General features: G+C 70.7%; 25 protein-coding genes and 4 pseudogenes. 12 read left to right on the forward strand and 17 right to left on the reverse strand.

All coding sequences use genetic code 11. The features are described 5' to 3' along the window. Positions 1-200: 200 nt before the first annotated feature. The 3 genes and pseudogenes from IEY99_RS31480 to IEY99_RS35150 form a co-directional block, all read right to left on the reverse strand. A pseudogene (locus tag IEY99_RS31480) lies at positions 201-518 on the reverse strand (universal stress protein); the annotation flags it as partial. A 217-nt stretch (positions 519-735) separates the two neighbouring features. Further along, complete coding sequence (locus tag IEY99_RS31485) at positions 736-1,251, reverse strand: flavodoxin family protein (RefSeq protein WP_189207755.1); 516 nt, start codon at positions 1,249-1,251, stop codon at positions 736-738. A 92-nt stretch (positions 1,252-1,343) separates the two neighbouring features. Then, positions 1,344-1,492, reverse strand: a pseudogene (locus IEY99_RS35150) (putative PEP-binding protein); the annotation flags it as partial. Positions 1,493-1,688: 196 nt separating this feature from the next. Between IEY99_RS35150 and IEY99_RS31490 the strand changes: the two are divergent. Next, positions 1,689-3,410, forward strand: a complete 1,722-nt coding sequence (locus IEY99_RS31490; RefSeq protein WP_189207756.1) for a sensor histidine kinase — start codon at positions 1,689-1,691, stop codon at positions 3,408-3,410. Between the two features lie 38 nt (positions 3,411-3,448). Here the strand turns inward: IEY99_RS31490 and IEY99_RS31495 are convergent. Both IEY99_RS31495 and IEY99_RS31500 read right to left on the reverse strand, forming a co-directional pair. Continuing rightward, positions 3,449-3,565 (reverse strand): annotated as a pseudogene (locus IEY99_RS31495) (mycothiol transferase); the annotation flags it as partial. Beyond that, the gene (locus IEY99_RS31500) at positions 3,562-6,099 is read right to left on the reverse strand and encodes a cation-translocating P-type ATPase (protein ID WP_189207757.1); all 2,538 of its coding nucleotides are present in this window, start codon (positions 6,097-6,099) and stop codon (positions 3,562-3,564) included. The pseudogene IEY99_RS31495 and the gene IEY99_RS31500, both read right to left, overlap by 4 nt. Positions 6,100-6,347: 248 nt before the next feature. Between IEY99_RS31500 and IEY99_RS31505 the strand changes: the two genes are divergently transcribed. The 6 genes and pseudogenes from IEY99_RS31505 to IEY99_RS31525 all read left to right on the forward strand — a co-directional run bounded on the left by IEY99_RS31505 (position 6,348) and on the right by IEY99_RS31525 (position 9,008). Beyond that, on the forward strand, positions 6,348-7,037 hold the full coding sequence (locus IEY99_RS31505; protein ID WP_189207758.1) for a CBS domain-containing protein: 690 nt from the start codon (positions 6,348-6,350) through the stop codon (positions 7,035-7,037). A gap of 45 nt (positions 7,038-7,082) precedes the next feature. Next, the gene (locus tag IEY99_RS31510; protein ID WP_189207759.1) at positions 7,083-7,220 is read left to right on the forward strand and encodes a hypothetical protein; all 138 of its coding nucleotides are present in this window, start codon (positions 7,083-7,085) and stop codon (positions 7,218-7,220) included. Between the two features lie 32 nt (positions 7,221-7,252). Further along, positions 7,253-7,783: a Crp/Fnr family transcriptional regulator gene (locus IEY99_RS31515; protein ID WP_229799432.1), complete on the forward strand. Its 531-nt coding sequence runs from the start codon at positions 7,253-7,255 to the stop codon at positions 7,781-7,783. Positions 7,784-7,898: 115 nt separating this feature from the next. Continuing rightward, complete coding sequence (locus IEY99_RS31520; RefSeq protein ID WP_189207760.1) at positions 7,899-8,108, forward strand: hypothetical protein; 210 nt, start codon at positions 7,899-7,901, stop codon at positions 8,106-8,108. A gap of 216 nt (positions 8,109-8,324) precedes the next feature. Continuing rightward, positions 8,325-8,450: pseudogene (locus IEY99_RS34715) on the forward strand (response regulator); the annotation flags it as partial. Positions 8,451-8,699: 249 nt separating this feature from the next. After that, entirely contained in the window at positions 8,700-9,008 is a 309-nt protein-coding gene (locus IEY99_RS31525) for a hypothetical protein (protein ID WP_229799439.1), read from the forward strand. Positions 9,009-9,200: 192 nt separating this feature from the next. Here IEY99_RS31525 and IEY99_RS31530 read toward each other — a convergent pair whose 3' ends face one another. The 6 genes from IEY99_RS31530 to IEY99_RS31555 all read right to left on the reverse strand — a co-directional run bounded on the left by IEY99_RS31530 (position 9,201) and on the right by IEY99_RS31555 (position 15,007). Beyond that, a complete protein-coding gene (locus IEY99_RS31530) occupies positions 9,201-9,710 on the reverse strand; it encodes a hypothetical protein (RefSeq protein ID WP_189207761.1) in 510 nt (169 codons plus the stop codon). A gap of 520 nt (positions 9,711-10,230) precedes the next feature. Next, the gene (locus tag IEY99_RS31535; protein WP_229799433.1) at positions 10,231-10,923 is read right to left on the reverse strand and encodes a GNAT family N-acetyltransferase; all 693 of its coding nucleotides are present in this window, start codon (positions 10,921-10,923) and stop codon (positions 10,231-10,233) included. Between the two features lie 213 nt (positions 10,924-11,136). Next, on the reverse strand, positions 11,137-12,483 hold the full coding sequence (locus IEY99_RS31540) for a PrsW family glutamic-type intramembrane protease (RefSeq protein WP_189207762.1): 1,347 nt from the start codon (positions 12,481-12,483) through the stop codon (positions 11,137-11,139). A 176-nt stretch (positions 12,484-12,659) separates the two neighbouring features. After that, positions 12,660-13,217, reverse strand: a complete 558-nt coding sequence (locus IEY99_RS31545) for a hypothetical protein (protein ID WP_189207763.1) — start codon at positions 13,215-13,217, stop codon at positions 12,660-12,662. Positions 13,218-13,484: 267 nt separating this feature from the next. Continuing rightward, positions 13,485-13,964, reverse strand: coding sequence for an ATP-binding protein (locus IEY99_RS31550; protein ID WP_189207764.1), 480 nt, complete (start codon positions 13,962-13,964; stop codon positions 13,485-13,487). A gap of 317 nt (positions 13,965-14,281) precedes the next feature. After that, a complete protein-coding gene (locus tag IEY99_RS31555; protein ID WP_189207765.1) occupies positions 14,282-15,007 on the reverse strand; it encodes a VOC family protein in 726 nt (241 codons plus the stop codon). Between the two features lie 296 nt (positions 15,008-15,303). On the opposite strand from IEY99_RS31555, the gene IEY99_RS31560 reads away from it, so the two are divergent. Together IEY99_RS31560 and IEY99_RS31565 are read left to right on the forward strand one after the other, a co-directional pair. Continuing rightward, on the forward strand, positions 15,304-15,642 hold the full coding sequence (locus IEY99_RS31560; protein WP_189207766.1) for an ATP-binding protein: 339 nt from the start codon (positions 15,304-15,306) through the stop codon (positions 15,640-15,642). Then, a complete protein-coding gene (locus IEY99_RS31565; RefSeq protein ID WP_189207767.1) occupies positions 15,588-15,971 on the forward strand; it encodes an STAS domain-containing protein in 384 nt (127 codons plus the stop codon). The genes IEY99_RS31560 and IEY99_RS31565 overlap by 55 nt, the downstream gene beginning before the upstream one ends. A 204-nt stretch (positions 15,972-16,175) precedes the next feature. On the opposite strand, the gene IEY99_RS31570 is transcribed toward IEY99_RS31565, so the two are convergent. Continuing rightward, on the reverse strand, positions 16,176-17,237 hold the full coding sequence (locus IEY99_RS31570) for a sensor histidine kinase (RefSeq protein WP_189207768.1): 1,062 nt from the start codon (positions 17,235-17,237) through the stop codon (positions 16,176-16,178). Positions 17,238-17,313: 76 nt separating this feature from the next. Next, positions 17,314-18,756 carry an ATPase domain-containing protein gene (locus tag IEY99_RS31575; protein WP_229799434.1) on the reverse strand — a complete coding sequence of 481 codons (1,443 nt, stop codon included), beginning with the start codon at positions 18,754-18,756 and terminating at the stop codon, positions 17,314-17,316. Between the two features lie 277 nt (positions 18,757-19,033). Here IEY99_RS31575 and IEY99_RS31580 point away from each other — a divergent pair, with 277 nt between their 5' ends. Beyond that, entirely contained in the window at positions 19,034-19,921 is an 888-nt protein-coding gene (locus IEY99_RS31580) for a hypothetical protein (RefSeq protein WP_189207769.1), read from the forward strand. 150 nt (positions 19,922-20,071) lie between these two features. After that, positions 20,072-20,359, forward strand: a complete 288-nt coding sequence (locus tag IEY99_RS34720) for a DUF4913 domain-containing protein (RefSeq protein WP_229799435.1) — start codon at positions 20,072-20,074, stop codon at positions 20,357-20,359. 161 nt (positions 20,360-20,520) lie between these two features. On the opposite strand, the gene IEY99_RS34725 is transcribed toward IEY99_RS34720, so the two are convergent. The 4 genes from IEY99_RS34725 to IEY99_RS31600 form a co-directional block, all read right to left on the reverse strand. Then, complete coding sequence (locus tag IEY99_RS34725) at positions 20,521-21,306, reverse strand: hypothetical protein (RefSeq protein WP_229799436.1); 786 nt, start codon at positions 21,304-21,306, stop codon at positions 20,521-20,523. 590 nt (positions 21,307-21,896) lie between these two features. Continuing rightward, positions 21,897-22,271: a hypothetical protein gene (locus tag IEY99_RS31590; protein ID WP_189207770.1), complete on the reverse strand. Its 375-nt coding sequence runs from the start codon at positions 22,269-22,271 to the stop codon at positions 21,897-21,899. Positions 22,272-22,356: 85 nt separating this feature from the next. Continuing rightward, the gene (locus tag IEY99_RS31595) at positions 22,357-22,599 is read right to left on the reverse strand and encodes a hypothetical protein (protein WP_189207771.1); all 243 of its coding nucleotides are present in this window, start codon (positions 22,597-22,599) and stop codon (positions 22,357-22,359) included. Next, positions 22,575-23,096: a hypothetical protein gene (locus tag IEY99_RS31600; protein WP_189207772.1), complete on the reverse strand. Its 522-nt coding sequence runs from the start codon at positions 23,094-23,096 to the stop codon at positions 22,575-22,577. Before IEY99_RS31600 ends, IEY99_RS31595 begins: the two co-directional genes overlap by 25 nt. A 614-nt stretch (positions 23,097-23,710) precedes the next feature. On the opposite strand from IEY99_RS31600, the gene IEY99_RS31605 reads away from it, so the two are divergent. Then, entirely contained in the window at positions 23,711-26,935 is a 3,225-nt protein-coding gene (locus IEY99_RS31605) for an AfsR/SARP family transcriptional regulator (RefSeq protein ID WP_189207773.1), read from the forward strand. Positions 26,936-26,991: the final 56 nt, after the last annotated feature.

Genomic DNA, 26,991 nt, shown 5'->3' on the forward strand with positions numbered 1-26,991 from the left:
GGACGGCGGCGTGGTTGCCTCTTCTTCTGGATAGCCCTTCCGGCGTCCGGACCGGTAGGGCCGGATGTCCCTACCCACCCGGCCGCGGTAGCGCACTACCGGTTTGCACGACCGTGCCGACGGTCGCCGGCCGATGTGGACCGGGCAGTCAGCGTGGTGCCGCAGTTGCATGCTGGTCGGTCCCATGAGAGTTCCCCCGATCACACCGTGGCCTTGGAGCCGACGACGACCAGCTGTGCGTCGTGCGAGACGCCGGTGAGGACCGCTGCCGTGCTGTCGTGCGACACCGTCGTCCGGGCCGGCACCTCGGGGAACTTGGCATGCCAGGGCGCCACGAGGTGGTCGAGCCGGTTCGGTTCCTCCGCGTCTTGCCGGGGCGTTGAGACCTCCCTGGCCGGCGGCGTCGCGGTCGGCCACAAGGGCACCAGCGGCAGGTACGAGCGCACCACGATGAGGGTGGTACCGCGGTCGGCCGCCGCCTCGAACGCGATTCCGAGGAGGTGCTCCGCGCCGGGGGAGTCGTCGACACCGCCTGTCGCGGCGCTGCGCCTCTCGTGCCGCCCGGCGCACGGCGGCTGCGCCCGATGCGGTCCCGTCGGTCGCGACGACGATCGCCTTGGTGTTCATGGCTTGTCCCTTCGTGGTCTCCTCTCGATGCTCGGCGTCATCGATGTTCCTCGACAGGGCAGAAGGTTCCGGCCGTGGCCGCCGGTCAGCCGCGGCCGGATGCATGGTTCACACTCGGTGCTTCCCGGTCGCCGCGACGGCTGCCAATCCGGCGCCCCAGCGGCGAGCCCGGTCCTCCTCGCCCGGGGCCAGCGGGCCTGGCGTTCCCGTGACCAGGAAGTGCTCGGCAGGCATCAGGATCCGGCAGCCGAGCCCGCGGAGCCGCCTCTGCGCTGCACGGGCGGCTGATCCCGGGAGCAACGGCTTGTTCACCTTGGTGTCGAAGGCTGCGGCCGGGACGCCGTGCAGCGACGGTGCGGAGTCGAAATACTCGCGCAGCCCGGCAGTCACGGCGCCGGGACGCACGTCGCCCTGCTGGCCGGCCTGTCGTCGCGTCGCGGGACGGGTCATCCCGAAGGCGTGGGTCGGCCCGCCGACGACGAGCAGGTCCACGCCGGACGCCCGCGGCATGCCGGCCACGTCGGCGACGGTGACCTCGTAGCTTTCCCGGAGCCCGTCGGCGATCGCCTCGGCCACCTTCTCGGTGTTGCCGAACAGGGACTCGTAGATGATCAGTGCTTTCATGGTGGCCTCCCTTCCATCTCCCTCCACCCTCGCGATCGCGGCTCACCGCGCCCAGAGTCCAAGGGCCTGTGGTCGGCGGCGGTCGGCTGGGGTCACCTCGTGTCCGAGCTCGCCGCCTTCGTGACGGCCGCCCGCCCGGCTTCCCGGCGGGCCACCGGCACCGGAATGGCGAGCAGGACACGTAGTCCAGGCCGGCCTCGTGGAAGAACCGCACCGAGGCCGGATCGCCGCCGCGCTCGCCCTGACGGCGAATCAGGAGATGGACCGGCTCAGCGCAGGCTGACACCGCCCCGTCGGTCCCGTTCCCGCCGATCTGTCGACCGGCAGGCCGAGTTCGTAGCCGGTGCCGGACTCGACGGCACGAGGTGAGAATGATGCCATTTGTCGCCACTTTGCCTTTCTGGCGAGCGTCGGGGCGCACCCGATAGCCTGGCGGCATGGCCGTACCCGATCCGGATGACCGGCGTGTGGAGGCGCCGTCGTTGGGGCTCACCGCACTGTCCAGTGTCCAGCTCGACGAGCTGTTGCAGGAGGTGCTGCACCGCGTCGGCGAGGTGATGAGTAGCCGAGAGCGCCTGCGCGCCCTGCTGGACGCGGTGGTGGGCATCGGCACCGACCTCGATCTGCGCAGTATGCTGCAGCGCATCGTCGAGGCCGCGTGCGCGCTGGCCGGCGCCCGCTACGGCGCACTCGGCGTCATCGGGACCAACGAGGAGCTCTCCGACTTCATCACCCACGGCATCGACGCGGAGCTGCACGCCAGGATCGGCGACCTGCCGCACGGCCGCGGCGTCCTCGGTCTGCTGATCACCGACCCCCGGCCACTACGGCTGCCGGACATCACCCGCCACCCCAAGTCGTACGGGTTCCCGCCGCACCATCCGCCGATGCACAGCTTCCTCGGCGTGCCGGTCCGCATCCGTGACCAGATCTTCGGCAACCTCTATCTGGCCGAGAAGCAGGGCGCCGCCGAGTTCAGCGACCACGACCAGGAGATCGTCGTCGCGCTGGCCGCGGCCGCCGGCGTGGCCATCGACAACGCCCGGTTGTTCGCGCTGGCCCAGCGCCGGGAGCGCTGGCTGGCCGCCGCCGGCGAGATCACCTCCCTGCTGCGGGGCACGGTGCACCGCACGGAGGCACTGCGCCTCATCGCCCGGCGCGCCCGGGAGATCTCCGAGGCCAAGTTGGTCATGGTGATGCTCTACGACGACGAAGCGACGCGCTACACCATCGCGGTGGCCGACGGGTCGGACCCGGCGTACCGGCGCCTGGTCGGGCATGTGGTGCCCGTCGACCGGGACGCCGCCGCGGCGTTCGGCCAGGAGCAGTACCGGGCGATACCGGACCTGCACGCCACCGTCGACTGGCCCGATACGGTGCCTCGAGGGCCCGCGCTCGCCGCTCCCTTGACCGGCCCGGACACCCTGCACGGGGTCCTCATCGTCGTGCCGGGCAACGGCCGGCCCGTCGACCAGGAAGACGCGCCGCTGCTGTCCGGCTTCGCCGGGCAGGCGGCCCTCGCGCTGGAACGCGCCAAGGCGCAGGAAGAACGCGAGCAGCTGCTGGTCCTCGCGGACCGCGAACGTATCGCCCGGGACCTGCACGACATCGTCATCCAGCGCCTCTTCGCCACCGGCATGCAGCTGCAGAGCGCGAGCGCCCACGTCACGAAGCCGGAGGCGGTCAAGCGGATCAACGAGGCGGTGGACGATCTGGACGCCACCATCCGCGACATCCGCCGGTCCATCTTCGAGCTGCGCGCGCCTGCCGGCGCGACCCTGCGCACCGCGCTGCGCGAAGCGGTGGACCAGGCCGTGGAGACGCTCGGTTTCCGTCCCGACCTCGACACCACCGGCCCCGTGGACAGCGCCGTCCCCGACGACATTCGACCTGAACTGCTCGCGGTGCTCCGCGAGGCACTGTCGAACGTCGCCCGGCACGCGCAGGCGACCTCCGTCCGGGTCTCCCTCAGTGCCCTCGGCGGCGAGATCGTCCTGCAGGTGCAGGACGACGGAGCCGGAATCGACACCGCAGTAGCCAGAGGGGGCCTGCACAACATGGGTGAGCGCGCCGGCGATCTCGGTGGACAGTTCGAGATCGGGCCGGGACCGGGCGGCACCGGCACCGTCCTGACCTGGCGGGTGCCCAACAGGGACTGAAGCGGACCCGGGCGAGTGGTGAACCGGCCCGCAGCCCAGCGACCGGTGGTCCCGTCGAGCAGTTCCCGCAGGATGTCCGCACGCCCGGCGTGCCGGGCGGTCTCGCTCGTCATGTGGGCCCTGTGCCGACGGCTCCAGGGCGCGCCCCGAGTCACGAGACGTCCGTCAGGGTGCTGCGGCGACGAGCGGCTTCGCGGCGAGGCCGGCAACGCCGGAAGATCCGCAGGCCGAGTGCCGGCAGCGTCGCCACGACGGCGCAGACCAGCAGTTCATCCGCCGTGAGAGCCTCGGTTCCGAGCAAGGTACGCAGTGGCTCGAGCAGCACCGCGGACACCTGAAGGACACCGGACCCGAGCACCGCCGCGAGCAGCGACCAGTTGCGCGGTGTACCGGGTTCCGGCCGGGCCCGGACGGCGAGCGCGACGCCGAGCTGCGCCAGCCCCAGAACGACGAACATCACCGACTGCCACGGCCGGTCCAGCCGCTGCGCCAGCACACCGGCAGCCAGGACGACGCTCGCCACACACAGGCCGATCATCAGGACACTGCGCAGGAGCCCGTCGCCGAGCACCGACTCTTGAGGCGACCGCGGCGGGCGGCGCAGTACGCCCTTGTCGGCGGGTTCGGCGCCCATCGCCACACCGGGAACACCGTGCGTCAGCAAGTTGATCCACAAAAGCTGCCCGGGCAGCAGCGCCAGGGGCATGCCGAGGAGCGGACCGGCGAGCATCACGATCAGCTCCGCGATGCCGCCGGACAGGGCGTAGCGCAGGAAGCGGCGGATGTTGTCGTAGATCCGGCGGCCCTCACCGATGGCGCCGGAAACGGTGCCGAGGTTGTCGTCCACCAGCACGAGCTCGGCGGCCTGCCGGGCCACCTCCGTCCCACCGCCCATGGCTACCCCGATGTCCGCGCGGCGCAGTGCCGGGGCGTCGTTCACGCCGTCACCGGTCATGGCCACGACCTCGCCGCTCTTCTGCAGGCCCGCGATGATCTCGAGCTTCTGCTCAGGGCGGATCCGGGCGTACACCCGGGCCCCGGCGAGTTCGTCCGCGTCGCCGCAGACGACCTGGTCGCCGGGACCGGCGATGCCCAGCTGGGTGCCGATGGCCGCGGCGGTGGCCGGGTGGTCCCCGGTGATCAGCACCAGCCGTACGCCGGACGCCGCGAACGCGTCCGCGGTGGCGCGAGCCGAGGCGCGCAACGGATCACCGATGCCGACCAGCCCGGCGACGCGCAGCGCCGGGAGCCGGTCCAGACGGGGCTCCGTGGCCGAGACGGCCGTCGCGACCGCCAGGACACGCAAGCCCTCGGCGGCGAGGGAGGCGGCCGCATCGAGCAGCGCGGCGTCCGTCCGGACGTCGAGCAGGCTCTCCGGCGCGCCCTTGCGGACCACGAGGAAATCGCCGGACGCCCTGCGGTGCACGGTCGTCATCCGGCGGGTGCCCTGGTCGAACGGTTCCTCCGCGACCCGCGGCGCGGCGGCGCGCTCCGCGGCCGGGGTCATCGCGCAGCGGGCGGCGAAGGCGACCAGCGCCGCCTCCATCGGGTCACCGGCGGCCTGCCACTGCGGGTGGTCCTCACCGGGGGCGATCAGGTCGGCGTCGTTGCACAGCAACCCCGCCAGGGCCAGCCGGCGCAGCTCCGGCGAGGACGGCACCGGCGTCCCGTCCTGTCGTATCTCGCCCTCCGGCGCGTATCCGGTGCCCGCGATGTCCCAGCGGGCACCGTCCGCGGTGACCGCCCGTTGCACGCTCATCCTGTTCTCGGTCAGGGTGCCCGTCTTGTCGCTCGCGATGACGGTGACCGACCCGAGCGTCTCGACGGCGTGCAGCCGGCGCGGGATGGCGCGGGCACGGGCCATCCGCCGCGCTCCCAACGCCAGGGCGAGAGTGACCACCGCGGGCAGTGACTCCGGTACGGCGGCTACCACCAGGCTCACCGCGGTGATCGCCATCCGGGTGACGGGCTGACCCGCGAGCAGTCCGGCCGCGAAGACGATCGACGAGACGGCGACGGCGGCGAGGCCCAGCACTCGCCCCAGGCCGGCGATCCGGCGCTGCAGCGGGGTGGGTCCCGGTCTGGTCCTCGAGACGAGGTCGGAGATGCGCCCCAGCGAGCTCGCCGGTCCGGTCGCGACCACGATGCCCGCCGCCCGGCCGGTGGTCAGGACGGTCCCCGCGCTGGCTTCCTCGCCCCTGTCCCGGTGGACCGGTACGGACTCGCCGGTCAGCGCCGACTCGTCGAAGCTCGCCTGCTGGGCGTCGACGAGTCGCAGGTCGGCCGGGACGATGTCGCCTGCCTCCAGCCGCACCAGATCCTCCCGGACCAGCGAGGCCGCCGGAACGACGAGATCGGTGCCGTCCCGTACCACGCGGGCCTCCGGCGCGGCCAGCTGGTCCAGCGCCGCGATGGCCCGATCCGCCCGGACTTCCTGGGCCACGCCGATGATCGTGTTGACCACGACCACGAGCACGATGACGGCAGTGTCCGGCAGATCTCCGAGGGCTGTGGTGACGACCGCCGCGGCGATCAGCAGCAGGACCAGGGGGTCGGCCAACTGCTGCCCGATGCGGTGCAGCAATCCGCGAGGCCGCGGTGCCGTCACGGCGTTGGGCCCTTCGGCGGCGAGGCGGGTGGCGGCCTCGGTGGAGCTGAGGCCGTGCACCGTACTGACCGATGTCTGCACCGGTGTCCTCCTGTGGGCTGGTCGGCCGTGCCGAGGGAGATATCTCCGGGCGAGGCGCAGGATCCGTACCCGTAGCGCCTTCTTGCCGGCTCGGCTCCCATGCTTCGCACGACGTCACCCGAGCGCACGGGCCGTTGGTCCCGGCCGGATGGGACCTCCGGTGGGGAGTCCTGTCAGGTGGGGCCGGTCGGCCCTGACCGGTGGCTGGGCTGCGGGCCTAGCGTGCGAGGTGACAAGGAGGTTGCGTGATGAAGAACTGGCGTGTGGACGACGTCATGACGATGCCGGTGATCACGGTTGCCGAGGCGGCGCCTTACCGGGCAGTGGTGGATCTGCTCATCGGTAACCGGTTGAGCGCGGTGCCGGTGGTGGATGCGTTCGAGCGGGTGATCGGTGTGGTGTCCGAGGCGGACCTGCTGCGCAAGATCGAGTACGCGGGTGCGGAGAAGCCGCGGCTGTTCGAGGGCCGGCGCCGCCGTGGGGAGCGCACCAAGGCCGCCGCCCCCACTGCCGGAGATCTCATGAGCAGCCCGGCGGTGACCGCGTCGACGGGCATGTCGATCGCGGCGGCGGCGCGGCTGATGGACAGCGAGAACGTCAAGCGGCTGCCGGTCGTCGACGAGCTCGGCCGGCTGATCGGCATCGTCTCCCGTAGCGACCTGCTGAAGGTGCATCTGCGCCCCGACGACGACATCCGCGGTGAGGTCGAGGAGCGGATCGTCCGTCTGTACCTGGACGATGTGGCGGGGAAGGTGCGCGCCGACGTGCAGGAGGGCATGGTGACGCTCACCGGCCGGGTCGACCGGTGGTCGAGCGCGGACATCGCCGGCCGGCTCACCCGCCAGATTCCGGGCGTCGTGGGCGTCGTCGACGAGTTGAGCTATGACTACGACGACCGCGAGATCCTCGGTGCCGGCATAGCCCGTGGCGTCGCCTGAGGTCAGGCCATAGGGCACCTCAGGTCGAGCGGAAGGAGAACGGCCATGTCATGGTTCCACATCGCCATCCTGACGGTGCTGGCCCTACTCATCACCGCCGGTCCCGTACTCGAAGATCTGCTCGACCGGATCCTGCCGCCCGGAAACCGGGACAGTGAAAGCCCGACCCGGTACGGCCCCTGAGCGTGACGTCCCTGAGCGTCCGGAGGTGAACCATGGCTGCCTTGACCGTCTTCGACCGCCTCGCCCTGCATCCGTTCCTGGCTGATCTGCCGGCCGGCTGGCTACGGCAGCTCGCCCCGCTGGCCCGGCCGGTCCTGCGGCATGCCGGCTACCGTCTGTTCCGCGAGGGCGGCGCGGCGAACCACTTCTGGCTGCTGAGCTCGGGAGCGGTCGCCCTGGACTTTCCCGTGCCCGGCCGCGGCGACATCGTCCTGGAGCGCATCGAGGCCGGTGGGGTGGTGGGCTGGTCCTGGCTGCAGGCGCCGTACCGGTGGACGCTGGGCGCTGTGGTCGCCGACGAATGCCAGGCCGTGGAGTTCGACGCCCCGCGCGTACGCCGGTTGATGGCCGACGATCCCGACCTCGGCAAGGAACTGACTCGCAGGTTGTTCGCGGTGCTCGCCGACCGGCTTCACGCATCCCGAGTACGGATCGCCGAGCTCTACGCCTACCCCTCGAGCCAGCCGGGTTACAGTGGCTCGGCCAGCGGCGACGTCGAGACTCCAGGAATGGGCAAGCGGTGAGGCCCGTCGGCCCGATCTGATGCAGAAGAAGCTACGGGCCTGCCTACGCCACGTCGACTTCCTCCGGGATGATGTACGACCCGCGATGGCTGGCGTCCCTCGCTGATGTCGTCGCATGTCCATCGGAGCCGCGGCGCGGGTGCGTATCCGGCGGGTCTTCCCCTTCCAGCTGGACACCGAGCCGGTCGGCTGGGCGCTCGTGGCGAGAGTCGTCCTGGCCTTCACTTTCGTGGGAAGCATCGTGGTGCAGGTCGTCTGCTTCCTGCGCACAGCCAGCGCGTCCGCATCGCTGGACCGCTGCGATGTGCTCGTCAGCCTTTCGTGAACGTCAAGGCAAGCATGGCGCTTCGTCCGTTCCGTACGTCAGGGCCACTCGTCCCCGGAGCCTGCCTACCTGGAGGGTGCGAACGGCCCGCAAGGCCCTGTTCCGACAAGCGTCCCGCCGCGCCGGCCCTGCACAGCTGTGCAGGGCCCGGTAGGTGGCGGTCTTCACGTCCTTCTCTAGTCTCTTTTGGCACTCCGATCCAGCTCCGTCGACGCCGCGCAGAAGGCGACCCACCGGATCCCCGCGTTGCGGCCGGACGTGGCGGTGCTCGACGCGCGCCTGCCTGACGGCAGCGGCATCGACGTGTGTCGCGACGTGCGGGCGGTGGACTCGTCGATTGAACGACGTGGCCGAGGCCCAAGGGGTGTCGCACGACGACCTGACCGCCGCTGTCAAGGCCGGGCTGCCGACGGCGAAGAACGGCGCGGTTGCTGCCGTGGACGCCACCCAGGTCGCCGAGGAGATCGCCGCCGCTCGTCCGGCCGGACGACGACCTCGAGGACCAAGGGCTGGGCTTCGACCAGCATCACCGACTCCACCAAGGCGATCGCCACCTCGCAGGTCGCCCTGCCGAAGAACACCTGCGACACCGTGTTCCAGCAGGCCGGTTACGAGCGGTCGGTCACCAACCTTGCCCAGCTCACCCTCGCGTCCGACAACGTCTTCGGCGACGACGGCGGCGCCACCCAGCTCGGTACGGTCACCGGCGACGTGACCAAGGGCTACGCCGTGTCGCTGGCCGTGCGCGTCGATACCCGTACCGCGCCGTCCGGAGGTCAGCTCTCCGGCGACGGTCGCCCGTCCGGTGCCCCGCCCGGACCGGGTGGCTCCGGACGCCCCGGTGGATCGGGCGGTCCCGGCGGCATGCCTCCGAGAGGCCCGCCGCCGGCAAATCCTTGAGAGCGGCGCTCGGCGCGCGTCCGTCGAGCAAGGCTGCCGCCTTCCGAGCTTTCCCAGACCGGTTATGCGGTCATGGAGGCTCGATCGCCTGCTTGGGCGCCGACCGTGTCATCGGTCTGTCATGACCGTTACGAGTTGATCACTCGACGACGAGTCGTCCGTATTCGATGCGCTTGGTTCCTCCAGGCCGTTTCAGTCCTGCTCGGAATCCTTGTCATGGAAACGCCACTGGTGTTTGGAGAGGAGGAGGACGAAAACGATGGCGCCGACGGACCCGATGGGAGCGGCGATGACTCCACGCAGCCAAAGGTCGGTCGAATCGCCGGTGATTGCATAGCTGTCGATGCCGAAGGTTGTGGGATCGGCGGGATCCGTGCAGATCCTCACGGTGGAGTGTTTCTGCAGTGTCTGGTCACTTTGGTAATGAAGCGTGGCGTGGTAGCGGACCCCGTCGACCGCGAAGGTGAGGTCCGCGGACTTGCCCAGCCGCAGGCTCTTCAGCCACCCGGCCTCTTCGACCTCTGCGTCCAGACAGTGTCCGTTGTCGGTCAGGTCGCCGATCGCGTCGATTTCGCTCTGGATGACCGTGATTGCGATGAGGGCGACGAGGAAGGATGTGACGGCGATCGCCGCCTCAAGCGGTTCGAAGTGCATCGCCCTGCGCAGGGAGAACCGGCCGTTCGGCTGCGATCGGCGGCCCATTGCTACTCCTCCTGTTGTGCGTTACGAGATCGTGGAGGTCGCTGTCCGTCACGGACCGATGGAGTTGGAGACGACTCCGTAGGTCCGGAGAACGAAGGCGAAAACGTTCTCGGCTTCGGCTCTCATGCGGAGGGCACCTTCTTCAGGATGCCGTTTTTCGATGTCGGAGTTGATGCATCGTCTTGCAAGCCCCACACCGAGCAACCGCACGACATCATGCAGAGGATCAGGGCGGTCCTTCAAGCACCTCCGGGAACCGTCCGCCGTCCGCCGGTCGACGACTGAGACCGCGACGCCTCGCCTGGGGCTCTTCATGGCTCGTGGGACAGAATCCTGAGTTCTCGCCGACTTGACCACAGGGGAGACGTGGGGTCCGGACCGGGCTGGAACAGCTGCCAACAGTTCCTTGGCCGGGGTGTTGACCGCCTCGCTCTCGGAGCTGATGAGCCATGTGGGCCTGCTGCTCGGCTGGCCGGAACGGTGTGCAGCGAACGGGCGAGCCGATGCTGTCGTCCGCGCCTCAGGGGGTCCGGTAGCCGTGGAATCGGACGTGTCTGCGGACGGTGAAGCCGAGGCGCTCGTAGAGCCGGATCGCGTTGAGGTTGTCTGCTGCGACGTGCAGGAACGGGCGGTCGCCGCGCGCAAGGATCTGCTTCATGGCGGCGTGGACCACGGTTGCGGCCAGTCCGCGTCCGCGGTATTGCGGTGCTGAGCAGACGCTGCTGATCTCCGTCCATCCGGGTGGGCAAAGCCGCTCACCGGCCATGGCGACCAGGGTCGCGTTGTCGCGTACGCCGTGGAAGGTGCCCATCTCGATCGTTCGGGGCCAGAACGGTCCGGGACGGGTGAGCTCGGTGAGCGCGAGCATCTCGGGAACGTCGGCCTGTCCCAGTTCGCGCGCCTGGGCGTCGCCGCGGGTCTCCGCCGGCGCCTCGTCGAGGACCATCTGCACGCCGGCCAGGGTGAAGACCGGCTCCCAGTTCGCGGGCGGGGAGGCCGGCGCGCTGAACAGGTCCGCGAACTGGCCGCTGCCGAGCAGGCGGGCCAGGTCGTCCCAATCCGCGGCGGTCGGCTCGGCGGGGATCGCGGAGAACGTGGCGACGCCGGTTCGGTAGGTGCAGACATTGCCCGCGCGGCGCGCGAGATGAGCGTGCCGGCCGTTCAGTGACTGCCCGACCGGGTCGTCCAGGACGGTGGTGTCGATGTCGGGCAAGTTGGGCTCTCTTGTCGATGGGCGAGCACCGCGGCGGTGAAGCGGCAGCGGATTGGCGGGCGTCGGATCAGAGTAGCTGCGACTGACTGGCTCGTTGGTGTGGCTCATGTCATGCGAGCTGCGCATTCGAGGTTCCCAGGATCCGCGTACGGAGGCCACGCGAAGGCAGCCGACGGGCGGCAGCGAAGGCTCACGGCCCGAGCCGCCGACGGATCACTGCGGGTAAAGGGTGTTGGTGAGTACTGAGGCGAAAGCGCAGTAGCCGCTGAACACCGCGGAGGCTTCGGCGGTGAACACCAGGCGACTACGGCTCCGGCGCCACCGCAGGACCGCGGCACCGGCCACTGCGAGGACCGAGACAGGACTGGACAGCAAGCCGGCGACGGCGACGGCCAGTACCGTCGCGGCGGCTATGGTCGTTCGTCGATCGGGTGCTGGGGCCGTACCCGATGGTGCGCCTGGCTCCGACGGGGGTGCGGAGGTCGCTGATCCTTGCGACGCCTGGCGCGCCGCGACGGCCTCGTGCCACCACCACTGCACTGGCGCTGCCGGTCCGAATGGGCCGACAGGCGGATATCCCCGGTATGGCCGGGCCGACGCGGCGGTCAGCCGCACCTGTGCGCGGCGGAGCCTGGCGGCACCGTGGGCGGCTTCGGCGCCGTGCCTGCGGCGGATCCGCCAGACCGAGGAAAGCCGCGCTCGTACTCCGGCCACGATCTGCACGTCTTCGGGTGGTATCGCGTCAGGGGCGAGCGCGGCGGCCCGGGCCACCAGCATCCGGGCATCCGAGCGGCGTACCCGATGCAACCACCACAGTGCGGGAAGCGCGGATGCGGTGACGACCAGCAGATAACCGGCCATTGCGCTGGTCCCGGGTACGGCGGCCAGCAGCTCCGTAGCGCCGAACGCCAGCGGCGAGTTCACCACGGCATGTATCAGAGCCGCCCCGGCTGCGCTGGCGGCCAGTACGCCGAGTCGGCGCGGCCGGGACCGGTCGCGCCGCAACCAGGCGTACGCGATGCCGGCACCTACCGTCGCCGTGAACAGCGGATGGCCGACGAGCCCGGGCACCGCCATCCGCAGCACCAGGCTGGAGACCGCCGCGCCGGCGTCGTCGGGAAGTACCTCATCCGCCGCGCCCAGGGCGTAGCTGAGGTCCTCGACCAGCGCGAAGCCGACCCCCACCACGGCGCCGTACACCGCGCCGGACCAGACGGTGATCATGTATGGCCGAGCCACCAGCAGGACCATGACGACACCGGCGCCCTTGCCGATCTCCTCCGCGTACGGTGCGGCGATCGCCGCACCCCACTGCGCGGCGAACGTCGGTGTGACGGCCTTGGCCACGAGGAGGTCCACGACATAGCCGCCGGCCGCTCCCGCCGCTATCGCGACCGAGCCACCCCAGGCCAGCGCCGACGACACCAGCCATGCCGGCCGGCGTTCGACCGGGTCGGCCAGCGCGAGCAACGCCGTCAGCCAGGACGCCGCCGCTGCCAGCGCCAGGGGCAGCGCGGCCGCCGCTGCCCGAGGGGAGCTGATCGTCAGCGAAACCGCCAACGCGGCCACTCCCAGCGCGGTCAAGCCAACGACTGCGCCGAGTACCCACAATGCGGGCGTTCGGTATGGCTCGTACGCGTGCTGTGCCGCTGGCGGCAGCGGGCCCGGATGGCCACCCGGCGGTGCCGGCCAATGCCCGGAAGGCGGTGCGGGCCGGGAGCCCGGCGAATGCCAGATCATCGCTGCTTCTCCGGCTCGAAGGTCATGCTGGCGAGAGCCCTCCAGATCTCGCCCGGCACGGCCGCGCACCCGGCGACCGGTGAGATCACCGCCACGGCTCCCACGCCCTCGGAGACGGCCGCACCGTAGCAGCCCGGTTCCCCGATGGCCGTTTCATCGCTGGCGATCAGGTCGCCCCGCTCACCCGTCACCCCGCCGTCGAGGCGCAACGGTTGCGCCGGGCCCGGCTTCAGCCCTTCGTCGCGGGCGAACTTACGACGGGTGTGCGCGACGAATTCCTCCGGCCGCTCGGGCACCGGCACGGCCGACACGGTGACGGTCGCCGAGCCTGCCCGAAACGTGACACTGCCGCCGCCGGGCCGGGAATCACCCAGATCCAGCCGCGCCCCGTGCGGCACTGTCAAAGCGACGCCGTAACCGACCTCGAGCCGTCCGGCCGGCAACGCCGGGCCCTCGTCCGGCAGCAGGGCGGCCGGTACCGCCGGCACCGCGACCATGGCACCGAGAGCGACCAGCAGGCCCACCGCGGCTATGGCGTTGCGTCCCGGGCCCACCCGTCCACTCTCCTGTTGTCCTACGCCGCATTTACGCGCATCATACGCAGGTAGGCGCGGTCAGCCCTGGGCATGTACGCCCTCACCGGCCGGCTCCCTCTGTGTGGCGGGATCCCGCCGGATCCCAGGTCGCAATCTGCGCGCGAGTGATCGTCGAGTTCACGCTGTTTCATCTAGCCGGCCAACCCGCCGTAGTACGGACAGCTTGCTTGGAGGCGAGTGGTCGGCAGGAGACGTGGTTGGTGGTGATCCGGTAAAGCTGGAAGCTCAGAAGAGCCGATGAACCGCCGTTGACGTGGCCGGTGATGCCGTCACGCGGACGCTGACCGCGGCGGTGACTCCGTCGAGGCGCTGGGTCAGCACGAGCGTGCCGGTGAGGTGGTGCGCCATCCACAAGCCCCGGCCGCCGGTCTGGTCGGGTGGTGCCAATCGCACCGGAAGCGCGCCGGCCTGGCCGCCGTAGTCGACGATCTCGCAGGTGAGCACGTCAGCCTGCTGCCACAGCGCGAGGTGCCCGGTACCCCCGCCGTGGCGTACCGCGTTGGTGACCAGTTCGTGGACCGCCAGGACGAAGTCATCGCAGAGCACGCCGGACAGTCCGGCTCCGGCCACCGCCGCGCTCACCGCCGACCGCAGCAAGCTCACCTGTGCCTTGGTGAAGTACTGGTGTAACAACACGGTCGGCGGAGCGGCCGCCGCTTCTGACGTATCCGGCTCGCCCTCGACCGACCGAGCACCGTCTGTCATGCTCCGCACGCTACCGACGCCCCGACCCCGTCGCGACCGTTGCACGAGGGCAAACAGCCACCAGGCAGGTGTCCATATCTCTAGGTCATCGGGGCGAAACGGCACCGTGACCGGGCCGGGGCGCCCGCTGAAGTTCAGCCGTCCGGGGCTACCCGATGGGCAAAGCGACACGGCACGGAGAATGTGAACAGACTATTTAGGCGAACCGTACGCCCGGAGCTGGTCCCACCGCCCGGCGAGTCCGCGCCGCTGCGGGCTTCCCGGGTCGTCCACCGAGGCCGCGACGTTCACGAAGCGGGCCCCGTACTTCGCCGGCCTCATATCTTCCCCACGGCCACGCAGAACTCGTTGCCGCCGGGGTCGGCGAGCACCCACTCATGGCGCGACCCGTCCGGGCCCGCGAGGACCCGGGCGCCCACGGCCCGCAAAGCGGTGAGATCGGGGTCCCGGGCTACCAGATGCCAGCGGGTACGGCTGCTGTAGCGTTCGATTTCGGGCACCGGGTCGAAGACCATGTAGTCCCACGGAAACTCGGGCGCGCCGACCACCGCGGCGGCTTCGCCCTCGTCCACCGCCCGCCCACCGAGCACGTGCGCCCACCAGCGGGCCAGGCCGTGCGCGTCGGAGCACTTGACGACCAGCTGGAACATGCCCGCCGGCCGGTCGTCCACGGCGGGGAACGCGCAGAATTCGTTGCCCTCGGGGTCTGCCAGCACATACCACGGGTCGCCACCGGGCGGGCGGATCATCCGTCCCCCGGCGGCGAGCAGGTGATCCGGTGCCCGGCCGGCCAGGCGCAGGTCGACGTGCACCCGCGCATCGTCGGCGGCGGGAGCCTGCGCCTCGCGCAGTCGCAGGATCTCCCGGGCCGGGCGGCCCGGCCCGGGACTCACCAGCAGCCTGTCGTCGGCGTCCACATCGCTCCGGCCGCCGAGGGCGAGCTGCCAGAAAGCCGCGGCGCGCGCAGGGTCGGCGGCGTCGAGCGCCAGTCCGTCGAATTGGGCCATGGGATGCGTGGCCCGGCGCAGTGTCTCGGAAAGCATGCCGGCGCCTACCGCGGCCGCGTGCCGGCGAAACCTTGACGATCTTCCTCGATGGAGTGAAACTCATGGCGTTGCCGGGTGACCACCGGCTTGCGGACGTCCCACCGATGAAGGTCAGGTGCCTGCGGCTCCCGCGCCTTCCACAGCCGTGAGGTGAGGCTACGCCGCCTCCCGAACAGACGTGGGCAGGCAGAATCCGTCCCTCAATGCAACGTTGACACAGGCAGGTGCCCTGCGCATATTTGCCCTGGTGCAAAGGTCGCGCTCACGGCCGGTTGTCACTACTGTGCACTTGTGTGACAGATGGTGCTCGCCAGGCCGAGGACGAGCTGTTCAGGGCGCAGCCGATGGCCGCCGAGCCGATTGTGCTGGTGTCTCGGAGTTCCACCGAGCCGCAGGTGACCCCAGGCGAGCTGACCTGCGAAATCGTCGACTACGGCAGCCAGGTCGGTGGCCTGCCGGTGCGGCTGTCGCCACCCGAGCAGGCCGGCGGCCGAGGACTGTGGCCGGCTCACCAGCTCACCGACACCCTGGTGCTGACCCGGCGCCCCGACGGCGTCACGGCTTCACCGGTGATCCGATGGCTGAGCAACGCCGGCACCGGAAAATTCATGAACAGGAACGAGGGCCGGTGAACACGAGATCGACCTGGCAATACCGCATCCGCGCCGACGCCGGTCACCGAATCGTCGCTCTGTCCGGCGAAATCGACATGACCGGCGTCGGACGCCTGCAGGAACTGCTGCACGAGGCGATAGACAGCGCCGAGGCGGTGACCGTCGACCTCGTCGACGTCGGGTTCATCGATTCCACCGTAATCAGCGCGCTAGTCGCCGCCCACAACACCGCCAAACGCATCGGCCGCCGATTCACCGTGATCAACCCCGCTCCACCGGTACGCCGAGTCCTGCAGATCACTGGAGTCCTGGACAACCTGACCATTCCGCACCCCAGACGCCCCTGAACGCTTCTGCAACGAATCCAACGACTGTCCGCGGCCGCCTGCACAGGAGTAAGGGTGAGCGCGTGCGGCTCGGTGTGCAGGTTGATCCCGACCGTGCTGCCAGGACAGGCCCAGGTCAACTGGCTGCATCGACGCCCTTCACGGATCGGCGTTATGCCGGCCGGTTCGCCGTGCGCCATCGAGGCGCGACCGAACGCGACGGAGCTACGCGAGTGCGCGGGGCAAAGCCAACGTGAAAGTGCTTCCCTGCCCCGGACGCGACTCGACGGTGATCGCGCCCTGCATGCGTTCGGCGAGCATCCGTGCGTAGGGCAGGCCCAGGCCGGTGCCGGTGGCGGTCGATCCGGGCAGCCGTCGGTACGGCTCGAAGATCTGCTCCAGCTCGTCGGAAGCGATGCCGGGTCCGGTGTCGGTGATGTCGACCGCGACGTGTGCCGGTTCCATCCGCAGACAGACATCGACGGTTCCGTGCTCGCGATTGTATTTGATGGCGTTGGACAGCAGGTTGATCAGGATTCGGTGGACGTGCACCGGGTCGGCCTGCACGAGCGGTGTCGTATCGGTGGGCATCCGAACGGTGAGGGTCAGATGGCGTTGCTCGGCAAGCGGGCGGACGCTCGCGATCGCAGCGCGGACTGTGTCGGCGAAGTCGACCGAGGTGGTCCGTTCGGGCGAGTGGCCGGCTTCGGCGCGGCTGCGGTCGAGGAGTTCGTTGACCAGCTCGAGCATGCGTTTGCCACCGGAGATGATGCCGTCCAGCAGCTCTGCGTGTGCGGGATCGAGGCGGTCGTCGTGCAGCAGTTCGGCGAACGCCAGCACGCATTGCAGAGGTGTCCGTAGTTCGTGGTTGATGTGGGCGACGTGCTCGTGCATGAGGCGGCGCTCGTCCGCGGCCTGTCGGTGTTTGTCCGCCAGGCGGGTGACGCGGTCGAGCAGTTCCCGCTGGGGAGCCGGCACGGTGACGATCTCGTCCGCCGCGTTGACCACGTCGGCCGGCAGCGCGGGACGGTCGCTGGCCCGGGCGAGAAGCATGATCGGCGGACGGTGGCCGGAACCGCCGTCGAGGGGACTGGAATTCCGGGCGGGCTCGTCGGCTGCGGTGAGCGCTTCGAGCAGCGACCGGGGTTCGGCGAGCAGGACGTCGACGGGAGTGTCGGCGATCTCGGTGGCGGTGACGACTTCGACGTCGAGGTTGTTGTGGGTCAGAGTGTCCTCGATGAGTTGGCGGTTGCGTCCGGCAGGTAGAAGCAGGCCGATGCGGCTCACCGGAATCCTCCCCCTCGCCGTTCTCGCGGCTGCGGTCGTTGCTGCCGGTGGCCGGTGCTGCGGCGAGGACGTCCGTTCATTGCGGTGGTGTTTCGAGCAGGGTGGGTGTGCCGTGCAGGATGCCGCGCATGTTGGTCAGTGCGGCGCCGACCTTGACGCCGTACCGTGTGATCTCGAATTCGCGCATGGTCTTCTCGAAGTCGCTGAGCCGCTTCTTGAGTACGCCCAGAACCTTGCGGAGCTCGCCGCGGATCTCGATATACCGCAGATAGACGATGTTGTCCGCGAGATAGCTGATCGCGTTGTCGGTGGCGCGGAAGTCCCCGGTGATGTTGGTCGTCTCGTTGATGAGGATCGTGGTGACGCCCATGTTGCGCAGATACTTGGCCACGGCGTGCAGGTACGTTTCGGGCTTCTCCTCGCGCATGCACATCGCGAAGCCCGAGATACTGTCGATCATGACGATGCGGGCGTCGGCTCGTTCGACCTCCTCGCGCACCAGCCGGCCGAACTGATCGGCGGTGTAGCGCATCGGCTCGACCTGCACCAGGCTCAGTTTGCCCGTGGCGACCATGTTGGCGATGGGGATGTTGACCAGCTGCGAGCGGTGCGCGAGCACCTCGGCGCTTTCCTCGAAGGTGTAGACGACCGAGCGTTCGCCTCGTCCGGCCGCTTCCTTCATGAACTGCAGACCCAGTGTCGTCTTTCCCACGCCGCTGGGTCCGGTGATGATGGTGACGGTGCCACGTTCGAGGCCGCCGGCCATCAGCTCGTCGATCTCGGGTACGCCCGAGGAGATGGTTTCGGCGAGGAACGGTTTGCCGTGGTCCTGCGGCGTCAGGCGGGGATACACCTGCATGCCGTCGGCGCCGATGCTGAGGGTGTGAGCGCCCGGGGCGAACGCCGACCCGCGGAACTTCGACACCATGACGGTGCGCAGCCCGCCACGGTTGTTCATGTGGACGACACCGTCGGACATGAACTGCAGGTCCGCATCCCCGTCGGAGTCCTGGCTCTCCGAAACGAACAGGACTGTCGCACCGGAGGAGACGAGAAATCGCAACAACGTCAACGCCTGCCGGCGGAAGTGGACCTCGTCCAGCGACAGGTAGCGCAGCTGGGTCATCACGTCGAGGAACACCCTGGTGGGCCGGGTCTGCCTGACCGCGTCGACAATCGCCTGGGTCGTCGGTTCCCGTTCCACCTCGGCCGGATGGAACACGTCGTACGATTGGCCTTCTGCGAACAGTGTCCCTGACGGGGTCAGATCGAGGAAGCTCACGCCCGTCAGGTCCAGGCCGATCGCCGCGGCGTTGGCCCGCACCTCTTCCTCGGGCTCGCCCTGGTTGATGAACAGCGTCGGTTCACCCGCCTCCACGCCCTGCCGGAGGAAGTGCAAACCCACCGTCGTCTTGCCGCTGCCCGGACCGCCGCGCACCAGGTATGCCCGCTGGCGCAGCAGGCCGCCGTGAAGGATCTCGTCCAATCCCCCGACGCCGGTGAGCAACCGGTCCGCCACGAACGACTCCCCACACCAGGCCCTGGTCCGACTCCTTACCATGGCACAGAGCCAACGACAGCGCGGGCAATTGGCCGAGCCCGCCGACCTGGTGATCATGGCGGGTGCCTTCGGCGACGCTGACGCCCGCGCCGCCGTTCAGGCGCTGCAGCAGCGCTGTGCCGCCCGCACCGCGTCCTCGACACCGCGGTGCGACATGTCCTCTTCCACCCCGGGACACGGCCTGACACCGCCAAAATTGTTCGTCAACGTCGTCGGTACGGCCTACCGTCGTCCGATGACCTTCCCTGCTCACCCGCCGTTACCTCCGGACGTCGACCCCGATCTGTGGTTCGACACCGAGCAATGCGGCCGGCACTATCTGGTCGACGGCAATGCGCACACGTTTCCCGGGCGCATGCTCGCCTACTGTGCCGAGCGTGGCATCCGTACCCGGGTGTCCAAGGGTGAGATCGGCGACTGCTCCGAGCAGACCCGCTACTTCGTACGCGGGTTCCTGTCCGGCAGTGAGCCGGCCCCACCGGAGTCCGACAGCGGCACCGAACCGGCCTTTCTCGCCTGGAGAGATGCGGCCGTTCGCTTCCGCGACACCGGGTACTGGGCAGACGTCGATGCCGACGGGAACCCCGACGCAGCGGGTGACGTCGGTGCCGACCGGTCGGAAGACACCGACGCGGATCCCGGCGGTGGCGGTGTCACGGACGCCGAGGCGGAGGCGTTCGCGCACTTGTTGCAGACCGTGATGCGAGAGCGGGAGACGGTACGGGTGGCACTGGTCGTCGACGTGCCGAACAGCGACGCGGACCATGCCATCGAGGCGGCCGCGACACTCGCCGCACGGGTCGGCAGGCGGACGTGCGACGGCACCGGTCCTGTCGAGGTCGGCCGGCCGGTGTCGTTCACGCGGGTGTGCGCACTGGTCGGTGTCACTGGACACCGCCCGTGGGTGGCGGTGCACGAGGCCATGACAGCGCTGGGCCGAAGCGGCTGGGCTCCCGCGACCGCGGTCGAAGGGGAGCAGTACGTGACCGCCGAGTTCAAAGCAAATCGGCAGCTCAACCGAGGTCTCGACGCGCTTGGAGTGAGCGCGGTGGAAATCCACGCCGGCTATGGACTGGGACACGACCCGTCGCGCACACCGGGCGCCTGGCGGCAGGGCGACTGACGACCGAGTCGGCACTGCGACAGCGCCACCTTCGCCCTTCCGACAGGTGCGCCTCGGGCAGCAGGTGGTGGTGCACGAGCCCGCCCCCTGACATCGCCGGCGCCGATCTTCACCGACCTGGACTCTTTCCTGCGCCACGACCTCGCCCCGGTGGTGGAGCGGCGGTTCACCCAGGGCGCGGCGACCGGCGTCAACTGGTGCCCGCAGTGGTGGAAACACCCGGAGGCGATCAGCCGCCTCCACGCCCTGTGGCGGGCCGGGGAGACGCTGCGGGTCGCCGAGGACACCGGCATGAGCGTCTGGTGGCGCGATCATCTCGATCCGGAGATCGCGGTCCTGACCGGCGAGTACGGCCGTTCGGCAGGTGCTCACCCGACCGCGGCCACGTCGACACGTCGCCGCTGCCGGTCGAACCGGCTCCGGCCGACATGCCCGTGACCGCAGATTCGCGAGCCTTCGTACATCCGGAGTACGTCATCCGGTCCCACGTCTCGCCAGTCCGGAGTGTGCTCGAGAAACAGCGCCACCACGATCGCAGCTGCCCGCGCCGGGCTGCTGCGCGTGGGTCGGACCGACGAGCGGTTACTCCGAGCCCTGAACTACTTCTGGGCCTTGAGCAGGATCTTTCCCTGCTGCCTGCCGCAGCTGCCCCATGCGTTCGCCGTGTTGACCTTGAAGACGTACGCACCCTTGGGGTTCAGGCCGGTGAATGTCTTGGTCCACATGTTGCCACGGGTCGTGCTGGACGCTGCGGCGGTGGCAACCACCCTGTTGTCCGACATGCGCACCAGCTGGCCGGAGAGCTGGAGGGTGATCTTCGGGTTGCGCGGATCGTCGCGCAGCGGCTGGCCTTCCACCGACTTCTGGTAGCCCCACCACTGGGGGTACTGCATGCTGAACGTCGCCGTGGTCCCGTCGGCTCCACGGCTGGCGCTCGGCTTCATCACCATGCTTGGCGCCAGGGAGAGCTGGGTCATCGTCTGGCTGGGGCCCCGGCCCCACTGGTTCTCCCCCCACGCGGTGATCTTGTAGGACTGGCAGACGGCGTCCGGGTAGGCAATGTCCCCGGCGGCCATGTTGTCCCAGAAGTCGTACCGCGTCGTGGTCGTGCCGTCGCTCACGGTGGCGTGGTAGTGCTCGGCGTTGTCGGCGTCGCGCATCCACAGCCACACGATGCCCAGGCTGCCGGGCCGGGTGGCGCGTACGGTCTGGTTGGTGGCCTGGCCCTCCGCCCAGTTGGTCATCCACGGCGCCTCGGAGCCCATTCCGCGGATGGGGCCGGGCAGGGGGCCACCCGCGGTGGCGGCCGACGCCGGCGTAGACACCAACAGCGGCATGCCGACCAGGGCCGCACCGATTACGGCCTTGAGGCGCGACAGCTTCATGGGGTTCCCCTCAGTTCAGGTGTTTGACGCAGGAACCATCGACCGAAACCTCAAGCTGTGCTCATGCCAGGTGCGGGTTTGCGTCAAGGTGGTCGTGGGTGATGTCGTAGGTGACTTCGAGCGCCGCGTGTCCGTCGGTTCCAGCGCCACCGGTTCCAGGGCCGAGTTCGTGTCGCTGACTTTCAGCGCCACTCGAGGGGCCGTGCTGCTGGGGCGGAAGGCGAGCCACACAGTCCAGTGGAGTAGCCGGTCTCGTTGGCGCCGTCTGGCACGTCGTAGGGAGTTGAAGCCGGCCAGGGCAATGTCGAGACGGCGAAGGCAACTTCGGGCTGGGAACCGGGCGGTGGGTTCCAGTCGTTGACCTGGACGTCGCACCCGAGGGAAGGCACTCGTTCGGGTGCGGCAGCGAGTGGCGGCGGCCCGGTCGAGTGGGTGCGGATGACATCCATTGCCGCATTGCTTCCGCTTGGCCGGGCCCGCCATCACACCCACTGTGACCTGCGCGTTCGTCATCGCCACGGGGCCCGGGCGAACTACAGCCGGGTAGTTTGATCATCCCGTCGGGCCCGGTGCATGCGCGGGGCCGACGTTCATCCGAGGTCGAGGACCAGGCCCTCGGCGGCGACCGCGTTCACCGCGTCCGACCACCACCAGGCGGTGCCGTTGACGTACAGGCAGGGGCTACTGGCCTCGACGCTGTCGCGGGCCAGTTCCACCGGGACGCCCGGCAGGAGCAGCCGCACGATCCGGCCGTCGGTGAGCGGCAGGTCCCAGCCGAACCGGCCGTCGCGGTCCGCCGCCGGGTCGCGTTTCGCCTCGCCGGTGATTCCAGCGATACGGCGTTTGAGCGGGGCGGCCTCGAGCTCGGCCGCGCGGGCCTGGACGGCGGTCAGGAACACGTCGAGCGCGGAGACCGCGAGGTCTTCGCGGGCGTCGTCGATGGGTACCGTCCCGGGATTGATCATGGATCTACGGTACGGCTCCGGTACGACATATCCGCGCTGGTAGAGACCGGTGCGCCGCTCTCGATCCCGAGGGCTCGGAGCCCGCTCAGGTGCCGGCCGGGCGGCGCCGGGTGAGGAGCACGTCGTGCTGATCGACCGGCGGCGGGCCCGGCCGCGAATCCGGCGGGAGCTCGGTCACCCGGGCCTCCACCAGCGCACCCCACGCCTTGCAGCCGATCACCCGCTCGGCGCGTTCGTCGGACCACGCCGCCCGCACGTGCCCGGCGGCCCGCTCCGGGGCGGGCCCGACCGGTGCGCGCCAGGTCAGCACGGTTTGATGTGCCACCACGGGGTGACGTCGACCGAGCCGGTCTGCGGTGCCGTGGAAGTCCACACCTGGTTGTAGTTCTGGTCGTAGGCCCGGAAGACCGTGCCCGGGGTCTGGTTGTTGTTGTACGGCGAGACGCCGATCCAGTCCGTCAGGTCCCACCATCTGCACTCGTAGAAGCTGAACGTGGTGCCTCTGACGACGATGCAGAACCATTCGTAGCTGCAGTTGACGTCCAGCTGCGCGCCGGTTCCGGGGTTGCTGTCCGACCGTGGGTCGAACGTCACGACGAGGCCGTCGTACCTGACTTCGGTCGCGGAGACCTGGTGTCCGCCGGGGATGGCGGCGAGGACGGCGTCGACGCGTTGCTGAAGGCTCTCCGCCTGGGCGGCGGTAAGTCCTGACACGTGCCACTGGGCACGGAACTCCGGCTGCGCGGGTGCAGCGGACGAGACGCCCGCCGAGCCGGCGAGCAGCACAGTTGCCGCGACCAGTGTCGCGGCCAGCTTCCTCAGCATTGTCTTACCCTCCAGTTCCTGAACCGTGACTCGACGAGGGCCGGTAAACGGGATGCCGAGCGCGGTGCGGGATCGGGGGCAGTCATGTCTCGGCATTGGGCTTGCGCTCATGGGTCGGCATCACCATCACCAGGGGCACCGGAGGCGTCCTCGCGTCGACGAACAACTCCGGCGAAGGACCCCACATTGGCGCCCCGCCGCCGAGGACGCAACGGACAAAAGCGCCACCAACTGCGCAATCAGGCCCGTCACGTGGTGGTGCGGCACGGCGGCGCGCCGGACGTCACCGGACACTCGGCCCAGCACGATCCGCCTGCGACGGACCACACACAGACCGAACTACCCGCGAGCCGACAAGGTCGCCGGATCGATTCGGCTCCACCTTGTGTCGCCGGAACCGGCGCTCGAGGTGGTCCCGCTCAAGTGCCTGCCTCCCATCCTGTTACCGCGGCTTACCGCGGCAAGAGTGGCGCCGCCCGGAGCTTCGCACATCGCGCACGACCGCTTTCCGACAGTCCACAGTCGGCACTACGGTGGCGGGCGGCGATCCAGGAGGAGGCAGCGGCCGCGCCGGGAGCGAGCCCGGCGGGGGAGCGGCGAAGGCGGGGCGCAGGGTGGAGCGCGACTACTTCGGCATCCTCGGGCCGGTCGCGGTGTGCCGCGACGGCAGCCCGGTGGAGATCACTGCGGGCCGGCAGCGAGCACTGCTCGCAGCACTGCTCCTCAACGCGGGGCGCCTCGTCCCAGCCGAGAGGCTCGCCCGCTACCTGTGGGGTGACGACCCGCCGCCGTCGTACCGGGGCACGCTGCACTCGCTGGTGTCCCGGCTGCGGCGCCGGCTGGAGCGCGGCGCTGGGGAACCTCGTCGGCTCGTCTCGCAACCCCCCGGGTACCTGCTTCGGGTGGATCCTGGCGAGCTCGACTTGCAGCGCTTCGAGGCGCTCGCCGCCAGCGGGCGGCGCCACCTCGCGGCCGGCGCCGCGCTCGCCGCAGCGGCCGACCTCCGCGCGGCGCTCGCGCTGTGGCGCGGCGACCCGCTCACCGACGTGGCGGCCGAGGCGCTGCGCGCCGCCGCGCTGCCGCGCCTGACGGAGCTGCGGCTGCAAGCCGTCGAGGACCGCATCGAGGCCGAGTTGCTGGCGCAGCGGCCGGACGGACTGGTGGCCGAGTTGCGCCAGCTGACCACCGAGCACCCACTGCGGGAGCACCTGCACCTGCAGCTCATGCGGGCACTGGCGGCCACCGGCCGGCGAGGGGAGGTGCACGAGGTCTACCGCGGACTGCGCCGGACCTTGGTCCGCGAGCTGGGGGTCGAACCGACCGGGTCGGCGCGGCGGCTGCTCGCCGAGCTGTTGGGTGCTTCGTACGGCGCCGCTCCGGCCGGCGCCCGCACGACCGCGCCGGTCCGGCAGGCCGCGTCCGCGCGTACGATCCCGGCGGCGCACGGCCGGTCAGGCGCCGCGCGCCTCGCGATCGCCGTGCCGGCGCAGCTGCCACCCGGAACCGTGGACTTCGTCGGTCGCCGGGCGGAGCTTGCCGCCCTGGACCGGCTGGCGGCCGCCGACGCGGCCGCCGACGCGTCCGGCGGGGTGATCGTGCTCTTGCTGACCGGCCTGGCCGGAGCGGGCAAGTCGGCGCTGGGGCTGCACTGGGCCCGGGCCGCGGCGGCGCGGTATCCGGACGGCCAACTCCACCTGGACCTGCGCGGACACGGGGCGGAACCGCCCGTCACGCCGGCGCGGGCGCTGGATCGGCTGCTGCGGGCGCTGGGCGGGCCGGCCGGGCGGATCCCCGACGACCCGGCCGAGGCAGCCGCGCTGTTTCGGTCGCTGTCGGCGGGCCGCCGGCTGCTGCTGATGCTCGATGACGCCGACCGCAGCGACCAGGTCCTGCCGCTGTTGCCGGGCGGGCCGGGAAGCGTGGTCGTGGTGACCAGCCGGCACCTGCTGGCGGGCCTGGTGGCCCGGCACGGCGCGCGGCGTGTGCCGGTCGGGCCGCTGACCCCCGCCGACGCCGTGGCGCTGCTGGAGCGGATAGTCGGAGCGGACCGGGTACGGGCCGACCCGGATGGCGCCGCCGCCCTCGTGGCCGGCTGCGGACGGCATGCCCTCGCGGTCCGCGTGGTCGCCACCAACCTGATGCATCGGCCGGACGGATCACTGGCGGGATATGCCGCCGGACTGGTCCGCGACGACGGGCTCACGGCGCTCGACCTTGACGCCGGCGACATCGGCGTACGGGCCAGCCTCGACCGCTCCATGCGAGGGCTCACTCTCGGCCAGCGGCGGCTGCTGCGCCGGTTGGCGCTGGCCGACGTGTCCGGCTTCACGGCCGATGCGGCCGCCGCGCTCGCCCGCCTCCCGCCGGCGGACGCGTCGGGGATGCTGGACGGGCTGGCCGACCTCCATCTGGTCGACCGGTGCGCCGCCGACCGGTATCGGCTGCACGGCGTGGTGCGACGCTTCGCCGCCGACCGGCTCCGGGCCGCGGACCCGCCCGAGCTGCGGGCACGCGCCCGAGACGCGCTGCTGGACTGGCAGATGGCCCGGCTGTGGGCCGCCGCGGCGATGCTGCGCCCGCGACTGTGCCCCCCGCCGGCCGGTGCGGCCGCCGGCGGCGAGTTCTTCGCCGGCCCCGCGGCGGCGGCCGCCTGGATCGACGCGGAGCTGCCCGGCCTTGTCGGGACCGTCCGCGACTGCACGGACTGCGCCGGCCGCCGGACCGGCTGGCGGCTCGGCAGTGCCCTGCGCGGCTGCGCCGACCCCCGTGACGTCCCGTCGGAGTGGACGGCAGTAGCGGCCGCGGCGCTCGACATAGCGCGGCAGCGCGGCCGGCCCCGGTTCCTCGCGGCGGCCCATCTCAACCTGGCCCACGCCCACCTCGCCGCGGGTCATCGTGCCGGCGTGACGGCACACGCCCGCCGGGCCCTGCCGCTGACCCGGGATGCTGCCTGGCCGACGGGCCAGGCCGCCGCCCTGGTGCTGCTGGGCCTGGCTCACCGGCATGACGGCCAAGCCCAGTTGGCCGTCGCACAGCTCACCGCGGCGGCCGCGATCTACCGGCGGCTCGGCGACACCGCCGGCGCGGCCACCGCGCTGGACAACCTCAGCCATGCGTACTGGCAGCTCGGCCGGCTCGATGAGGCGGCCCGCTGCCTGACCGAGGCGCTGCCGGGGTACCACCGGATCGACTGCCGCAGCGGCGAGGGGCACGCGCTGCTCGGCCTCGCGGCCCTGCGCTGGGCGTTCGACCAGCCAGCCCAGGCGGGCCGCCTCGCCGCAGACGCTCTGGCCGTCTACGAAAGACTCGGCAACCAGATCGGCGAGGCGTACGCCCGCTGCACCGCGACGGTGGTGCACTGGCCGCGCGCGGACGCGGAGCGTGCCGTGGCATCGGCCCACCGGGCGGTACGGCTGCTCCGCGACACCGGCGACCCGATGTACCAGACGGCGGCGCTGAACTGGCTGGGCACGGTCTGCCGGTGCCGGGGCCACCCGGGATCGGCCCGGGCGGCGTACGCCGAGGCGTTGCAGATCGCCGGCCGGACCGGTGCCGCCTACGAACGGGCGACGGCCCTGCTCGGACTGGCCCGGGTCGAGGTCAACGGCGGCGCCGTGCCGCAGGCCGAGGGTCACCTCGCCGAGGCGGCCGAGGTGATCGCCGGCTGCCGCTATCGAGTTCTCGAAGGCGACGTGCTGTCCACCTGGGCGCGGGCGTACCTGCTCCGCGGCCGACAGCGGGCCGCGGCGAGCCACGCCCGCCGAGCCGTCCAGCTGTACCGCGAGACCGGGCATCGCTTCGCCGAGCGGCAGGCGCTGAGCCTGCTCGTCCGGACCTGACAGCGGGGCACCCGCGGCGCGCAAGCCGCGCGCAAGGTCGGCACGGCAGCCTGGCT

Origin of the sequence: Couchioplanes azureus, assembly GCF_014648355.1 — a bacterium.
Lineage (GTDB): Bacteria > Actinomycetota > Actinomycetes > Mycobacteriales > Micromonosporaceae > Actinoplanes > Actinoplanes azureus.

Coding starts and splice junctions, on each gene's coding strand:
- IEY99_RS31485 (WP_189207755.1), bottom strand. CDS start 1,251: ATGAAAGCACTGATCATCTACGAGTCCCTGTTCGGCAACACCGAGAAG.
- IEY99_RS31490 (WP_189207756.1), top strand. CDS start 1,689: ATGGCCGTACCCGATCCGGATGACCGGCGTGTGGAGGCGCCGTCGTTG.
- IEY99_RS31505 (WP_189207758.1), top strand. CDS start 6,348: ATGAAGAACTGGCGTGTGGACGACGTCATGACGATGCCGGTGATCACG.
- IEY99_RS31510 (WP_189207759.1), top strand. CDS start 7,083: ATGTCATGGTTCCACATCGCCATCCTGACGGTGCTGGCCCTACTCATC.
- IEY99_RS31515 (WP_229799432.1), top strand. CDS start 7,253: ATGGCTGCCTTGACCGTCTTCGACCGCCTCGCCCTGCATCCGTTCCTG.
- IEY99_RS31520 (WP_189207760.1), top strand. CDS start 7,899: ATGTCCATCGGAGCCGCGGCGCGGGTGCGTATCCGGCGGGTCTTCCCC.
- IEY99_RS31530 (WP_189207761.1), bottom strand. CDS start 9,710: ATGGGCCGCCGATCGCAGCCGAACGGCCGGTTCTCCCTGCGCAGGGCG.
- IEY99_RS31550 (WP_189207764.1), bottom strand. CDS start 13,964: ATGACAGACGGTGCTCGGTCGGTCGAGGGCGAGCCGGATACGTCAGAA.
- IEY99_RS31555 (WP_189207765.1), bottom strand. CDS start 15,007: ATGCTTTCCGAGACACTGCGCCGGGCCACGCATCCCATGGCCCAATTC.
- IEY99_RS31565 (WP_189207767.1), top strand. CDS start 15,588: ATGGCTGAGCAACGCCGGCACCGGAAAATTCATGAACAGGAACGAGGG.
- IEY99_RS31580 (WP_189207769.1), top strand. CDS start 19,034: ATGACCTTCCCTGCTCACCCGCCGTTACCTCCGGACGTCGACCCCGAT.
- IEY99_RS34725 (WP_229799436.1), bottom strand. CDS start 21,306: ATGAAGCTGTCGCGCCTCAAGGCCGTAATCGGTGCGGCCCTGGTCGGC.
- IEY99_RS31590 (WP_189207770.1), bottom strand. CDS start 22,271: ATGATCAATCCCGGGACGGTACCCATCGACGACGCCCGCGAAGACCTC.
- IEY99_RS31600 (WP_189207772.1), bottom strand. CDS start 23,096: ATGCTGAGGAAGCTGGCCGCGACACTGGTCGCGGCAACTGTGCTGCTC.